Source organism: Fibrobacter sp. UWR3, assembly GCF_900143055.1.
Classification (GTDB): Bacteria; Fibrobacterota; Fibrobacteria; order Fibrobacterales; family Fibrobacteraceae; genus Fibrobacter.
Map to the genome: position 1 here is coordinate 39,738 of NZ_FRCW01000011.1, position 15,482 is coordinate 55,219.

General features: G+C 54.9%; 11 protein-coding genes. 6 read left to right on the plus strand and 5 right to left on the minus strand.

All coding sequences use genetic code 11. The features are described from left to right. Positions 1 to 46: 46 nt before the first annotated feature. The 4 genes from BUA44_RS12935 to BUA44_RS12950 all read right to left on the minus strand — a co-directional run bounded on the left by BUA44_RS12935 (position 47) and on the right by BUA44_RS12950 (position 5,658). A complete protein-coding gene (locus BUA44_RS12935; RefSeq protein WP_072812807.1) occupies positions 47 to 1,621 on the minus strand; it encodes a biotin attachment protein in 1,575 nt (524 codons plus the stop codon). Positions 1,622 to 1,813: 192 nt separating this feature from the next. Further along, on the minus strand, positions 1,814 to 2,899 hold the full coding sequence (locus BUA44_RS12940) for a hypothetical protein (protein WP_072812809.1): 1,086 nt from the start codon (positions 2,897 to 2,899) through the stop codon (positions 1,814 to 1,816). A 6-nt stretch (positions 2,900 to 2,905) separates the two neighbouring features. Then, complete coding sequence (locus BUA44_RS12945) at positions 2,906 to 4,735, minus strand: hypothetical protein (RefSeq protein WP_143152006.1); 1,830 nt, start codon at positions 4,733 to 4,735, stop codon at positions 2,906 to 2,908. Between the two features lie 98 nt (positions 4,736 to 4,833). After that, on the minus strand, positions 4,834 to 5,658 hold the full coding sequence (locus BUA44_RS12950) for a tetratricopeptide repeat protein (protein WP_072812813.1): 825 nt from the start codon (positions 5,656 to 5,658) through the stop codon (positions 4,834 to 4,836). A gap of 99 nt (positions 5,659 to 5,757) precedes the next feature. Here BUA44_RS12950 and BUA44_RS15750 point away from each other — a divergent pair, with 99 nt between their 5' ends. After that, on the plus strand, positions 5,758 to 5,910 hold the full coding sequence (locus BUA44_RS15750; protein ID WP_178348803.1) for a hypothetical protein: 153 nt from the start codon (positions 5,758 to 5,760) through the stop codon (positions 5,908 to 5,910). A 75-nt stretch (positions 5,911 to 5,985) separates the two neighbouring features. Here the strand turns inward: BUA44_RS15750 and BUA44_RS12955 are convergent, their stop codons facing one another. Continuing rightward, a complete protein-coding gene (locus BUA44_RS12955; RefSeq protein ID WP_072812815.1) occupies positions 5,986 to 6,648 on the minus strand; it encodes a DNA alkylation repair protein in 663 nt (220 codons plus the stop codon). Between the two features lie 147 nt (positions 6,649 to 6,795). On the opposite strand from BUA44_RS12955, the gene BUA44_RS12960 reads away from it, so the two are divergent. The 5 genes from BUA44_RS12960 (at position 6,796) to BUA44_RS12980 (ending at position 15,390) form a co-directional block, all read left to right on the plus strand. Then, the gene (locus BUA44_RS12960; RefSeq protein WP_072812818.1) at positions 6,796 to 7,476 is read left to right on the plus strand and encodes a hypothetical protein; all 681 of its coding nucleotides are present in this window, start codon (positions 6,796 to 6,798) and stop codon (positions 7,474 to 7,476) included. A 106-nt stretch (positions 7,477 to 7,582) separates the two neighbouring features. After that, entirely contained in the window at positions 7,583 to 9,241 is a 1,659-nt protein-coding gene (locus tag BUA44_RS12965) for a sialate O-acetylesterase (protein ID WP_072812819.1), read from the plus strand. Positions 9,242 to 9,481: 240 nt separating this feature from the next. After that, positions 9,482 to 11,815: a beta-xylosidase family glycoside hydrolase gene (locus BUA44_RS12970; RefSeq protein WP_072812821.1), complete on the plus strand. Its 2,334-nt coding sequence runs from the start codon at positions 9,482 to 9,484 to the stop codon at positions 11,813 to 11,815. Positions 11,816 to 11,924: 109 nt separating this feature from the next. Further along, positions 11,925 to 13,436, plus strand: a complete 1,512-nt coding sequence (locus BUA44_RS12975; RefSeq protein ID WP_072812824.1) for a carbohydrate binding domain-containing protein — start codon at positions 11,925 to 11,927, stop codon at positions 13,434 to 13,436. A gap of 181 nt (positions 13,437 to 13,617) precedes the next feature. Further along, the gene (locus tag BUA44_RS12980) at positions 13,618 to 15,390 is read left to right on the plus strand and encodes a carbohydrate-binding protein (RefSeq protein WP_369806419.1); all 1,773 of its coding nucleotides are present in this window, start codon (positions 13,618 to 13,620) and stop codon (positions 15,388 to 15,390) included. Positions 15,391 to 15,482: the final 92 nt, after the last annotated feature.

Consider the following 15,482-nt stretch of genomic DNA (forward strand, 5'->3'; position numbering starts at 1 on the left):
AAAAGAGTCCGCATGCGCGAACTCTTTTTTAATTTGTCTATAAGACTTACTTGAGGGTGCTGACCTGCACGTCCCAGCTCTGGTTGCCAAGGGCAATGCGGTAGGTGCTCGTTGCACCGGCCTTCATGTTCTTGGTGTCCACTGCCGGAGCGGCGTTCGGGTCCTTCTTCGGCACGCCAATGTGGCGGTTGCCCTTGAGGAACTCGATACCCTTGTTGCCGGCCTTCGTCTGGAGGCAGCCCGTGATGAAGATGGTCTCGTCGGTAACCGGCAGACCATTTTCTTCCAGGAGTTTCTTGGCGGCGGGGATGCCCGGCGGCAAGATTTCTTCTGCGCACTGGATGCCCGGGTAGGCTTCCTTGAACGGCTTCATGTTGAACTGGTCGGCAGCAATCTTCACGAGCTCCGGATCCGGTTCGCACGGGGTCTTGCCCTGGTAGCCGAGGAGCATCTTGCCGTAGCCTTCCGTCATCTTGAACCAAGTACCGCGGCCTGCGGCCTGGTTCAGGGTGTTCATGTAGGCCTGCTGGAAGTAGAACTGGGAAACCGGCGTCACGGAAGAAGCAAAGCCACCGCGGCGGACGCATTCACTCATGTTCTCGATAACCTTCGGGAACAGGTGGAACGTCTTGGTTTCGCGCATCATGAGGGTGTTGGCGGTAAGAGCGCCACCCGGCATGGGGCTGAAGATCACGTCGGTCGTAATCTGGCGTGCTTCAGGCGGGAAGTTGTAGTCCTTGAGGCATTCAACGGCGACGTTGTTCGCTTCCATGAGTTCCGGAATGTGATCGTCGACGATGCTGTCTTCACCGAGGGCGAGCTTGTATTCCGTACCCTTGAGGGCGTGGAACATGGAGAACAGGTCGGGCTGAGCCGTACCGCCAGAGAGCGGCTTGCGGCCGAGGTCGACGCCATCGGCGCCACCTTCGATAGCGGCCTTGTACTGGGCCACACCGGTACCGCAGGTGTCATGGCTGTGGATGCGGAGTTCCACCTTGTCACCGAGGAGCTTGCGGGCGCGCTTGAAGGTCTCGTACACCTTGGTCGGGTTCGTGGTACCGGAAGCGTCCTTGAAGCAGACGGAAGCGAACGGAACGCCCGCGTCCAGGATGTTGCGGAGGATGCGTTCGTAGAATTCCGGGTTGTGGGCGGCGTTGAGGTCGCATCCCGGAGGCAGTTCCATCATGGTCACGACGACTTCGTGTTCCAGACCGGCGTCAGTGATGCACTTGCCGGAGTAGATGAGGTTATTCACGTCGTTGAGGGCGTCGAAGTTACGAATACGAGTCATGCCGTGCTTCTTGAACATGTCGGCATGGAGCTTGATCATGTCGCGCGGCTGCGGAGCGAGGGCCACCACGTTGATACCGCGGGCGAGGGTCTGCAGGCGGACGTTCGGGCCCACGACGCGACGGAATTCGTCCATCATGTCGAAGGCGTCTTCGCCGCAGTTCTGGTAAAGGGCCTGGAAACGGGCGCCACCACCAGCTTCAAAGTGGGTGATGCCGGCCTTGCAGGCAGCTTCGACGGCGGGCATGAAGTCCTTCGCGAAGACACGGGCACCGAAAATAGACTGGAAACCATCGCGGAACGAGGTATCCTGGAACTTGATCTTTTTCATAGTGTTTTCCTGTGGGATAAATCCCTTGTTTTACTGTACAATAAAATACGGGGGGAAAGATAGTAATAGTTGCTAGTTGCTGGTTATTCGTTACTAGGAAATGAGGGAAAAATGGGTTGGAAAAGGGCGCTAGTAGACCTAAAATGATGATTATTATATTTATAATAATTGCTTTTATAATAAGCCTGCTGGCTACATCTCGGACGTTCCGACCCTTACGAGGACGTTCAGGGTGGCGTACCAGTTGTACCCGGTAATATTGAGGTCGGTATCCCCGAAGGTGGCTACCCCTATGCGTGCGCCGACGCCGAAGATTTTAGGCGCGGCATTGCCTCCACCGAAATACTTGGCGCCCATAATGCCCGTGGTGTACCCGAACGAATAGAAGTCGTCCATGGTGCGCCCGTACTTTTCCTTGTACTTCTCGTCCGTCTTGGTATCGATTTCGAGGGCGTGGAGCCTGAGCCCGCCAAAGACAGCAAGGTCGTAGTCGTAGGAGGTGAACACGTTGACCCTGAAAAGGCCTTCGATGGTGGTGTAAGAGATGTCCTTCCTGGAGTAGGTGTAGCCATCCTGCACCACATCTTCCTTGAGGTCGCACTTGATTCCTCCGATGTGGAAGTCGATGCAGTACCTCCCGTAAATGCAGTAGCCTATGTTCATGTCGACCGAGGGCGCATTCTTGATAATATCGTCTGCACCGTTGCTAAAGAAGTTTGCTCCAATGCCGAATCCTAATAACAGACGGCCATTATGGAGTTCTTCTGCTTCGGTTTTTATGTGGTAGATTTTTTTCAGGTAAGTGAGTTGTTTCTCGTCCGTAATCTTGGAAAGTTGAATTTGTACGTAACGCCTGTCTACGTTGTTGAAAAATGCGTCGTAGACGATAACCCTAATGAAAGCGGCATCCCCTTCGGGGAGTTTTTCAAGGTCCTGTTCCCAGGCATCGCTATTGAGGTAGGCAAAGACGTTCTTGAAGAACTCTGCCCGTTCTGCGTTCCACTGGTACTGGCTAGCGTGCCGGTATGCTATTTGGGATTTTTCTGCGGCATCCCTTACGGAGTCGGCATTCGCGATAAACTTGAAGTCCTTGTTGAGCAGGCGTTCCCCAAGAGCCTCGTCGAATAGCGGGACTCTCGGGGTGTTGTTCGCAACCGTGCGGAAGGACTCCTTCGGGAGTTCCTCGCCGCCCCAGCCCCAGTTTTCTTCGCCTGCGGCATCCTGTGCAAGGGCGTGCGTGAATGATATCGCGAGAATTAGGAAGGGAATGAATCGCATCGTCTTTTACTCCCCGTATTTCTTGAGCCTGCTTCCGTAGCCCTGGAATACAAGGCTCAGGGTTGCATAGAAGTTTCCGCCGTCAGCGTTCTTGAGAAGGTCTGTGGCATAGCCGCTGTAGCCAACCAGCAGGCGGAGGCCCAAGCGACCGTGTCCCTTGTTCATGGCGCGCTTGTCATCCGGGTCATCGACCTTGATGCCGCTAAAGTAGAAGTCCAGGGATGTCGAGACGTTGTACCTCAAGAGAGTCTCTTCTTCGAGTACGGCGTCTTTTGAATCGGGAGGGTCCTTCAGCCTGATATCGGTAAAGATGACGGAGGGGCCCGCCATAATGCGGTGCTCGAAATGCGAGGTTCTGAAGGTCCTGTACCCAAGGAGCATGTCTATGTACATCGCGTTCGCGAACGTGGAGTCGGTCAGGTCGTTGCTGACCATGCTGTGTATGGAGTACCCGATGTCGAATCCCCTGTAGGTGAAACTGAGCCACAGGTAGGGTGTCCAGTCGGTGGGGAAGTAGTCGCGCGAGTCTCCCAGCGGGAGGCTTAGCCCCGCACCCAAGCCGACTTGTGCCGTCAGGTTGCTCAGGGTGGCTTCCTTGTAGTAGTTCTTGAGCACAAAGTCGCGCTGCTCGATTTTCTTGATGCTGTCGACGTTCGCCTTTACGAGCGTGTTCGTCTTGTCCTGGTCTGCAGAGAGCGATGCGATGACAATCCGCCAGAATGCCCTGTCTCCGGAGGGGAGGCTGGCGAGGTTCTTTTCGAGTTCACCGGACTGGTGCATGGCCTTGAGGGAATCGCGAAGCATTACATATATCAGGCCGTCGTTCGATTTGTTGTCAAGGGAAGTGGATATGCAATCCAGGTTGCCTTGCAGGTTGTCGTCGTATGTGCCCAGGTAGAAGTTCATGAATTGGCGCGTCTGGCAACTGAGATTCAGTACCGGTCCGATGACGAACGAGCCTTCTGCCTTGACAGAGAAGGAATCTAGCAGGGGGACCGTTTTCCGGAGAACATCCTTGTTGCCCTCTGCAAGAGCCTGCTGTATGCGGGTCATGTAGATGGGCGACATGTTCTTGATGACTTCCACGACGAATGCCTGCGGCACGAAAGTCCCGCGCCTGCTTGCAAACGCGTCGAGGGAATCGAGCTTTTTCTCGTCGACAATCGTGGAGTTCCCGTTGCTCGTGTAGATTCTGCCGTACTGCGAATTTGCCCGGATGGCGGACCTGTTCGCCCGCAGGCCAATCGGGTCGGTTACCACGAATGCGCCCCTCCGGACAAGAATCTGCCGGGTGTACGCCTTCTGGCTATCTGCCGGAGCGATCCACTTCTTTGTACCGCGGTCATAGACCTTCTTCACGTTGTAGGTCAGTTTCAGCAATGCGTAGTCGATATCCGGGGCTACCGCGCGGAAAGTTGTCTGCAAGTCCTTCGGTGCGGATTCAAGCCTTGCATTTATGGTGTCGATATGCGGCATGGCCCATGCGGCAAAGCGTTCCTTGTCTTGCTCGCTGGTGCTGTCGCCAAAGACGGTGTTGCCGTATTTGCTGTGCCCGAGTTGCTCGGTTGGCCCGCCCTGCTGGTATGGGTTCAGGTATGCTTCGACATCGAATTTCTCGATGGAGCCGTAGAACACGAAGGAGGTATCCCGGTCGAGTTCCACCTGCAGGGTCGTGTTGATGGAATCGGGAACCTGATATATGGTGGAGGAATCCGCGTAGTCTTCGCACTCCTTCGCGTCGAACAAGCAATGAAGGCTTCCTTCTGCGAATACGTTCCCGGTGCCCGCAAGTAGCAGCATTGCCACGAGAAAACGTGCTATACCCAATTTACCCATGACTCCTCCTTGCCCGACAACAACCTGTATAAAAAACTACAAAAAAACTATAACCAACAACCAATAACCAATGACCAATGACCAATGACCAATGACCACTAAATAAACATCATCGTGTTGAGCTTGGCGCGGTATTTCCACGTGAGTTCGTGCTTGGGCCCGAGCACCCCGAACAAGGTAAGCATCGCCTTCTTTGCGGCGCCGTCGTTCCATTCGGGCGCTTCTACGAACAAGTTAAGGAATGCCTGGAGTGCGCTTTCGAATTCTTCGGCGCAGGCGAGTTTGCAGGCCTCGTGGTACACGATGGCTTCCTTGCCCTGAACGTCCTTCTTCGCGGCTTCGGCGTGGAAGTCGAGGAGTTCCAGCGGGGATTTCGCCTCGCGGTACTGGTCGTCGCCCTCGTTGAACTTCTGGAGCACGGCTTTCGCCTTCTCGGTGTCGCCCATGCCGAGGCTCGCCTTCGCCCACAATAACTGCAACTTCTTGTCGTCGGGGGTCTTCGCGAGGGCCTCGTCGAGCATCGGGAGCGCCTGGTCAAAGTTCTTCTGGGCAATCGCATCTTCGAGGGCGGTCTGGAAGCGGGCCTCGTCCGAGATAAAAAACTTCTCGAGTCGCTTTTTCAGATCGGCTTCGGGCAACACGCCTGCGATGACATCTGCAATCTGGCCCTTGTCCACCACGTGCACCTCCGGCACGGACTGCACGCGGAACGCCTGGATGAGCTGCATGTTTGCGCGGTCATCGCAACTCACCACGCCGAGGGTAAAGTCCATGCTGGTGGAGAGTTGGCCCAGCAACTGCGAATAGGGAGCGCAGTCGGGGTATTCTGCGGAGGAGAAAAGCACTGCGACAGCGCGGGTCTCGGAGGCCTGGATGACCTCGGTCTCAAAATTTTCAGCGGTAATCTGTACTACTTTAGCCATATTACATAATATAGTTTTTTAAATAACTAACAACCAATGACTGATGACCAATGACTAATGACTAATGACTAAAAACCATTTTATACTATATTATCTAGTATGAGTTGGGAATGCAAATATTTGCGCGAGACGTTTTGCGATAAGCGGAAACAGGAATGCTGCCCGGGTGCGAAGGGCTGCGTGCTTGAAGGGCGGTTTGTGTTCCCGCTACGCACCGACGTACCCGAGAAAAATCCGAAGAAAAAAGACTAGGCATATAAAAAAGATCCCCACCTTGGTGGGGATGACTGTGAATTATTTGCGTGGGCGCCTTTGGCGCTTTCTTTATTATATAAGGCGGAGGATTTCCTGGGTGGTCTGCTCGGCGAAGCTGTTGTCTTGCACGAAGCGGCGCACTTCGGTGGGGTTGATCCTCGCGTATTCCGAGAGGGCGCGCCCGATACCATTCCTAATATAGTAGTCGTCTTCCTTGGCGCAGGTCAGGCAGAACTGCCTAAGCAGGGGCCAGTCGGTACGGTCCTTGTACTGCACCTGGAAAATGATGGCGCTGCGCCTTACCCAGATGTTCGGGTCGCGGATCCACGAGGTAATCTTGGTGCGGAGTGCCGGCAGGCGGAGGGCGAGGTCGCCCAGGATGCAAGATGCAAGGATGTCGACCGTATCGCGCCAGGCGCGGGTCTTGATCAACTTCTTGAGGAAGTTGAGGTGCTGGCCACCGAGCATTTCCTTATGGCGGAAGAGGTAGTCGCAAGCGGCATACTGTATTTCGCGATAAGGCTGCGACCACATGTCTTCGACCCGGGTGACTAGCTCGGTATCGTTTTTGGGCGGGTTCTTATCAAAAATAGGGTAGGTGACTTCGCGGCGGGGGACAAGACGGACTCCAAGAAAATCGAACTGTTCGCGCGTCTTTTTGGACATCTCGTGAGCTTCTTCCTCGTTCGCGATGGCACGTAGTGCGAGTAGTATATCTTGCGTGAATCTTAACATGACCCCACAAAAATAGTCCTAAAAAAATTTTTTTTCTAGACCTTGACAAAACTTTTTTTCATTTTTTTTTAAATTTTCTCTGCAATTTTGCAAAAAAATGACAAAAATTACTCTTGACAAGCGAAAAAATTGATTTTTTGGGGCTATATGGGTACTGAAAAAACGGTTTTTGACAGTGGGGTTATCGAGGTTCCGCCGGAGCTTCGGGGCCCTTCCAATGAAGAAATCCTGCAAAAAGAGGGGCGTGAAGATACCCCCAGGCGTCGCAGGGCGGCTGCCAGGCCCTCCAAGCGTGAACGCATGGACAAAAAACTCGGGATTTCGCGTGCGGAGATGTCGAAAATTGCCGCAAATTACGCCGAAAACGCCAAAAAGAGGGCCCCGCGCGTAGAAAAGAGGCATTACGCGAGTTTTTCAGCTTCTGTAAAGCCTGCGGGCGATTTTCCGGCACAGACGCCCTCCCGCCCGGCATCGAAGCTTTCCGTGGCCCGCAAGAAGCTGGAATCGCTGTTTACCTCGGTTACCCGCAGGCCGGCGGAACCCGAAACCCCTCGGGTCGAGCCCAAGCCGGAAGCCCCGAAGGCTGTTGCCCCGGCTGTCCCGCCCTCGGGTCGCGTGCTTCGTGGGTCCTTCGGGCAAAAGCCCAGCGATACGGCGAAGGCGCAGGTGTATTCCGCGGCTGAACTGAGCCGTATCCGCATGGAAGAACGTGCCAAGAAAATCCGTGCCGAACTTGCCCGCAGGAACGGTCCCGGCCCCCTCGTGGATGCCGACGGACAGCCCGTAAAGCGCCCGCGTGGACGCCCCCGCAAGAACCCCTTGCCGTAAATAAATCTTTGCGTCCTTATTGATTTTTTGTCCATAAAAACACCCCTTTTTGATGAAATTTCCGCCTTTTTCGGAGGTAATTTTAGAGAAGACAAAGGAGTGTGTTATGGATGTGAAAAAGTATTCCGAGATTCTGACTATCGCGCTGTGGCTCGTAGGCGGAATTTTAATGCTTGCGACGGTCGCGACTGCGGCCCCGAACCCCAATTTCCATATTTATATTGCCTACGGGCAGTCCAACATGGCCGGTAACGGCGATATCGTCCCTGCCGAAGACCAGGACAAGTATTCCGAAAAGTTCCTGATGCTTGCCTCGCATAACGCAAACGCGAGCCAGCGTAGCGGCAAGACGAACCAGTCCATCAAGACTGGCGAATGGTACACCGCGATTCCCCCGATGTTCCACCCGTTCGAGAACCTCTCCCCGGCGGACTACTTCGGCCGTGCGATGGTGGATTCCCTGCCGGGCGTAACCGTGGGCATTATCCCGGTTGCAATCGGTGCGGTGAGCATTCGTGCCTTCGACAAGGACCAGTATGAAAGTTACTTCAAGGGCGACGGCAAGGACATCATGAGCTGGGGCTGGCCCAAGGATTACGACAACAACCCTCCGGGACGCATTCTGGAACTCGCCAAGAAGGCTAAGGAAGTGGGCGTCATCAAGGGTTTCGTTTTCCACCAGGGCGAAAGCGACGGCACCGACGACAACTGGCGCCGCACCGTCTACAAGACCTACAAGGATATTATCGACGCGCTCGACCTCGACGAAAACGAGGTGCCGTTCGTTGCCGGCGAACTCCTCCAGGAAGGCAACAACTGCTGCGGAAGCAAGAATGGCGGCATTGCCCAGCTCAAGAACAACTTCAAGAAGTTCGGGCTTGCCTCCTCGAAGGGCCTGCAGGGTAACGGCAAGGACCCGTACCACTTCGGGCGCGCGGGCGTGATTGAACTTGGCAGGCGCTACTGCTCCGAGATGCTCAAGCTTATCGACAAGACGATTGACCCGGATGCCCCGCCGGTAAACCTGGTGGACCCGAGCCAGTCTACGGTTCCTGACGAACCTCCCGAGGAATATGGACCCTATACCGACCCGATTGAAATCCCGGGCAAGGTGCAGGCCGAAAACTACAACAAGGGTGGTGCAAACGTTGCCTACTACGATTTGAACAAGGGTAACGAGGGCGGCAAGCTCCGCAAGGACGATGTGGACATTTACCAGCCGAACATGGGCATTGTCGTGGGCTACAACCAGAAGGGCGAATGGCTCAAGTACACCGTGAACGTGGCCGCCGATGGCGATTACGGAATTTCCGCCAACGTGGCGGGTGAAAACGGCACGGGCGGTTTTGTGCTCTATATCGACGGCGAACGCATCGGCGATGAAATCGTCAACGAGGGCAAGGGATTTGACGCGTATTCTGTCGTGGATGGCGGCAAGGCTTCGCTTAAGGCGGGCGAGCACGAACTGAAAATTGAAATAACCAACGACTGGATTGATATCGACTACGTGGAATTCAAGGAAGTTTCCTCCCAACAGCCTCTTGGATTTAAGGATGTACGCCTGGGCATGACCGAAGCAGAGAGCAATTTTGAACTGTTCGACCTTCGCGGCAACCGCGTGGCTCGCTTTAGTGCGGGCGGCATGGCTAGCGCGATGGATTACGTGAAGTCGGGTGCGCTCAAGGTTCGCGGCGGCGTGTACATGCTCCGTGGCAACACGGCGAACGGGATGGTTTCCAGGAAGGTAGGCGTTTATGCAAAGTAGTGAAATCAAAATAGTGAAGCAGATAGTCTTCTTTATGGTGATTGCCGTTTCCCTCGGCTTCATCTACGGATAGTCTTCTCCTAATCATATATCGGGCCCCGGCTAAGCCGGGGCTTTTTTTTGCACACCCCTCCCTAGTCAAACGCGTCTCCTATTGACAAAATATCAATGGAAAACATATCGGAACCCTATAAAAAAGCCTTTTTAGAGGGTATTTTTAGGGTTATAAGGAGTTTCTGTATGGGATGTTTCAAACTTCTGACTCGCGCAGCCCTCACTGCTGCTGCTTTTACCGGCATTTCCTTTGCCGTTACGGTCAATAACCCGATTATGTACGTCGATAGCCCGGACCCCTCGATTGTCCGCGTTGACGACGCTTACTACATGGTGACGACGACCATGCACTTTGCGCCTGGCGTGCCCGTTTTCAAGAGCACGGATTTGGCCCAGTGGCGCACGGTGGGGTATGCCTACCAGACGCTCACCAACAACGACCAGCAGAACTTGAATGGCGGCAAGGACGCCTACGGTAAGGGCTCTTGGGCTTCGAGCATCCGTTACCACAAGGGATTCTTCTACGTGCTGACCCCGTCCTACACGACAGGCAAGACTCACCTGTACAAGACCGCCGACGTGGAAAGCGGCCAGTGGAGCGAAGTGCAGCTCCCGTTCTATCACGATCCGTCCCTCTTCTTCGATGACGACGGCACCGTGTGGGTGTTCTACGGCAGCGGCGACCAGATTAGCTACGTGCAGCTCAATGACGATGCGAGCGGCGTGAAGGCCGGCGGCAAGAGCGGCAAGCTCGGCGGCGTGAGCGTGAACCAGGTGACCGGCACCAGCAACTACTACGTGCCGCAGGAAGGCTCGCACATGGAAAAGGTGAACGGCGAATACTACCTGTTCACGATTTCCTGGCCGGCGGGCAAGAGCCGTAGCGAAATTGTTTACCGTTCCAAGAGCCTGCTCTCCGGATTTAGCGGAAGGTATTTCCTCTCCGATAACGGTGTTGCGCAGGGCGGCATTTTTGATACTCCCGATGGCAAGTGGTATGCCCTCCTGTTCCGCGATTCCGGCCCGGTTGGCCGTATGTCGCACCTGGTCCCGATGGAATGGAAGGACGGCTGGCCGGTTCCGACCAGCGGAAGCAAGGCACCCTCCACGATTGACCTGCCGGAATCCCCGCTCCCGGGCTATGGCATGGTCACCAGCGATGATTTTGAATCCAGCGAACTTGCTCTTGAATGGCAGTTCAACCACAATCCCGATAACAAGAACTGGAGTTTGTCTGCAAATCCGGGTTTCTACCGCATTACTACGAGCCGCACCGATAGCCGCGTGGTGAATGCGAAGAACACCTTGACACAGCGCTCCTTTGGCCCCAAGAGTTCGGGCCGTACGCTTGTCGATGGCACCGGCATGAAGGATGGCGATATGGCCGGCCTCGTTGCCCTGCAAGATGACAAGGGCTTCGTGGCGCTTGCTAAAGATGGCGGCAGCTACAAGGTGGTGATGTACACCGGAAACAAGGACGGTGAAAGCCTGAAGGACAGCAAGGCGATTTCGGGTTCCAAGGTTTACCTGCGTATCGATTTCGACCTGCCGATTGACCGCGGTACCGCATACTTCTACTACAGCACCGATGGCAATACCTGGACAAAGATTGGTAGCGACGTGAAGCTCAATTACGACCTCCACATGTTCGTGGGTGTGCGTTGGGGCCTCTTCAACTTTGCAACAAAGCAAGCGGGCGGCTATGCGGACTTTGACTGGTTCAAGGTCGGTGTTGATGCGAACGATGAAATTTACCTCGATGGCGCTGGCTCTGAACCTGTCCTGCAGACTCCGTTCTGTGCCGCCGGCGAAAACTGCCCCGCCATTGCGCTCCCGGGCAAGATTGAGGCCGAAAACTTCGACGTGCCGGGCAAGGGCAAGGACGGTACCTCTTACTACGATGGCGATTCCGAGAACCACGGCGACAGCGACTACCGCGCAGGTACCGGTGTTGACCTTTACAAGAAGGCGACTGGAATCATCGTGGGCTACAACAGCGAAGGTGACTGGCTCGAATACACCGTGAACGTGAAGGAAGCGGGTGATTACACCATGTTCGCGGCTGTCGCTGCTGCAGGCAACACCTCGAGCTTCAAACTCTCCCTGGACGGCAAGGACCTCACCGAAGAAATCGCGGTGCCTGCGGCAAGTTCTGGCGAAGAGAATTACGACGACTACAACAAGGTGCAGGCCAACGTGACGCTCCCTGCTGGCGAACACGTGCTCCGCTTCACGGTTACTGGTGCCTGGCTCGATATTGACTACTTCACGTTCGTGAAGGGCAAGGACGCTACGGACCCGGAACCCATCGGGACTGATATTGCGCAGAAGGTGCGCTTCGGCGTGCAGGGCGTGCAGACTTATCGCGTGTTCAGCCTGAATGGCACGCTCGTGGGAACCGTAGATGCTACAAGCACGTACGAGGCCCAGTCCAAGGTGCGCGCGATGGTTTCTGAGAAGGGCGTGTACCTGATCAGGACCGCGACAGGCATGACTCGCCGCGTTCTTGTGACAAAGTAACGCTTTTTACAAAATGACAATGATTTGTTATACCCCGCAGGTAATTTTCGACCCTGCGGGGTATATATTATGGTAGGGCAGTTTGGTGTTTTGCCCTTAAGGAGTCAATATGTTTGGTCATAAAATTTCCTCCGCGAAGGCGGTTTCTGCCCTTGCGCTAATAGCAGCGACTGCTTTCTCGGTTCCTGCACTTGCAGACAACATAACGGTTGATGGCAAGAGCCGCAGCATGCTCGTGTATGCGCCTTCGGGTATCGAGAAGAACCGCCCGCTCATCATCCAGATGCACGGTATGAACCAGGACGCCCCCTACCAGAAGAATGCGGCGAAGTGGGAATCCATTGCCGATACCGCGCGTTTTGTGGTGGTGTTCCCGAACGGCGAAAACAAGGCCTGGGATATCTCCGGCAACAAGGACCTCAACTTTATCAAGGCCATCATCAACGAGATGTACAATAAGTACGGTATCGACAAGAACCGCGTGTACGTTTCGGGCTTCTCGATGGGCGGCATGATGAGCTATCACGTGGCAAACAAGATGGGCGACCAGATTGCGGCCATCGCGCCTGTTTCGGGTGGCGGCGGCGTAAACTCGCCCAAGCGCGCCATGCCGATTATGCATACGCACGGAACTACCGACGACGTGGTGAACTACAATAGCACCGTGAATACCCTCAAGGGCTGGGTCAATGCACAGAAGTGCTCCAGCAATTCGCAAAAGATCAAGCCGTATCCCTCGACCAAGCCGGGTTCTGCCGCATCGCTCGAAATCTGGAGCGGCTGTACCGACGGTGTCGAGGTGCGCCTGCTGACCATTGACGGCAAGGGTCACTGGTATTCTATGGACGAGGCCGTGAGCGTCAATACGAGCGTGGAAATCTGGAACTTTGTGAAGAACTACTCGCTTGATGGTTCCAGCATCACGCCGCCTCCTCCCGCGATTGTGGTGCCCACGAATCGCGACAGCATCTTTAATGGCGGTTTCGATTCCACCTCCGTGGCTTGGGACCTGCAGGTGCACGGTGACGCGCAGGCGACGGGCGAGGCCAAGGGTGGCAAGTACCAGCTGGACATTTCCACTGTCGGTACCGAGAATTACCAGGTGCAACTTATCCAGCACGATTTGCACCTCGAAAAGGGACAGTGGTACGAAATCAGTTTTGACGCGAGCGCGGGTGCGGCCCGTACGCTCGAGGTGAACGTGGAACAGCACAACGACCCGTGGGCATCTTACCTCAAGGAAAAGCAGAATTTTGAACTCGGCACTACGCCAAAGACGTTCACGTTCAAGTTCCAGATGACGGCCGCGACCGATACGAACAGCCGCCTGAGTTTCAATGCGGGCGCCGCCACCGGCACGCTCACGCTTGATAACGTGAAAATCGCGAAGACGGAAGCCCCCGCTGATACGGGAACGACCGCCCTGCGCGGGGTACAGTTTGTGCGCGAACAGCCGGCATCGTATGCCGTGTTCGACCTGCGCGGTCACAGGCTCGGGACTATCGAAATGCACGATGCGACCGAGGCCGAAACGCTCCTGCGTGCGGGTTACACGAAGGGAGTTTACCTCCTGCGCGGCCTGAAGGGCGAAAAATCGCTTCTGGTGCCCGTTTCCCGCTAAAAAACACTAAAAACACTAATAGCGCCATTGACAAATAATCAATGGCGCCTTCCGTTTTGGCGGGTATTTTGCCGTTTTTGGAGAGTATTTTTAGACCAGTAAATCAAAAAAAGTGGAGATGAAGATGTTTGGTTTAAAAAAATGCTCGCTCGGCGGGGCTTGTGCCCTTGCCTTTTTGGGTATGGCCTCTCAGGCCTTTGCACATCCGGATAGCCTGGTGCTTACGCCCCCGTTGGGGTGGAACAGCTGGAACGTGTTCCACGAAAATATCAACGAAAAGCAGATTCAGGAAATTGCCGATGCCATGGTCAATTCCGGTTTGAAGGATGCCGGCTACATTTACCTGAACCTCGACGACAACTGGATGGACACCAAGCGCGATGCGCAAGGCAACCTCCAGAATAATCCGAAAACCTTCCCGAGCGGCATGAAGGCCATTGCCGATTACGTGCATTCGAAGGGCCTGAAGTTCGGTCTTTATGGCGACCGCGGCAAGCGTACCTGCCACCATTACAATAGCAACTGGCAGAGCGAAAGCGGTTCCAACGGTCACGAAGAACAGGATGCCAAGAAACTCGCCGAATGGGGCGTGGACTACTGGAAGTACGATAACTGCGATTCCGATCCGAGAACCCAGGAAAAAGATTACACTGCCATGTCCAACGCTCTCCGCAATTCCGGACGCGATATCGTGTTCAGCATTTGCATGTGGGAATACAAGGACTGGATGCCGAAAATCGCTAACCTCTGGCGTACTACTTTCGATATTGGCCCCGAATGGATTTCTACCTCCTGGTACCGCGGCGTCTATGAAATTATCGATGCCAACAACAAGTACTGGCAAATTGCAAAGCCCGGTCATTGGAACGACCCGGATATGCTCGAAGTGGGCAACAGGGGCCTCTCTTACGAGGAACAGCGCTCCCAGATGACGATGTGGTCCATCATGGCTGCTCCCATCATGATCAGTTCCGACGTGCGCAACATGAGCAACGAGACCAAGGAACTCTACCTGAACAAGGACATGATTGCCATCAACCAGGACTCCCTGGGCGTTCAGGGCCACCGTATCTCTGACCAGAACGGTAAGCAGATTTGGACCAAACCCTTGAAGAATGGCGACCTTGCCGTGGCGCTCCTCAACAACAATTCCTCTACCCAGACTGTCGAATGCAACTTTGCTGACATCGGCGTAGAAGGCGAAGTGGAAGTCCGCGATGCCTGGAAAAAGAAGGACTTGGGCCCGGTTTCGCACGTTTCTATCGAACTTCCGGCTCACGGCTCTGCACTCCTCCGCTTGGTTCTCAAGCCGGTTCCGCGCAAGCCGTTCAAGGGCGAGGCTCTCGCTATTCCAGGCAAGATCGAAATGGAAGACTTTGACGTGAACGGCGTGGGCCAGGGCAACACCACCTACAACGAAAGCGATACCGAAAACCATGGCGATAGCGATTACCGCCCGGGTACCGGTGTGGACCTTTACAAGAAGGCTACGGGAATCATCGTCGGCTACAACCAGGCCGGCGAATGGCTCGAATACACCGTGAAGGTTGCCAAGACGGGAACTTACACGATGAGTGCCTCCGTTGCCTCTGCCAACAGCACTTCTGGCTTCAAGCTCTCCATGGACGGCAAGGATATCACCGAAGAAATTGCGGTGCCTGCGGCAACCTCGGGTGAAGAAAACTACGACGAATACAATACGGTTGAAGCCGAAGTGAGCCTGACCGAGGGCGAACACATTCTCCGCTTCACGGTTACCGGCGACTGGATGGACATTGACTGGATAAAGTTCAGCGAACCGGGGAGCACCGAACCGGGTACGGATGCAATCCGCCAGGTAATGCCTGCCGTTCGTGGCGATGCCTCTGCGCCGCGCCTTGTCAAGAAGGGCAATACGCTCTTTGTCGAGAAGAACGGCATGCGTTTCGACCTGACCGGCCACCGCCTCCGCTAATGTCATCCCCGGCTTGACCGGGGATCTTCAAAAGTTCCTCCTAACAAAAAGCGTCTCGCTAGCAATAGCGGGGCGTTTTTTTTTGAAAAATT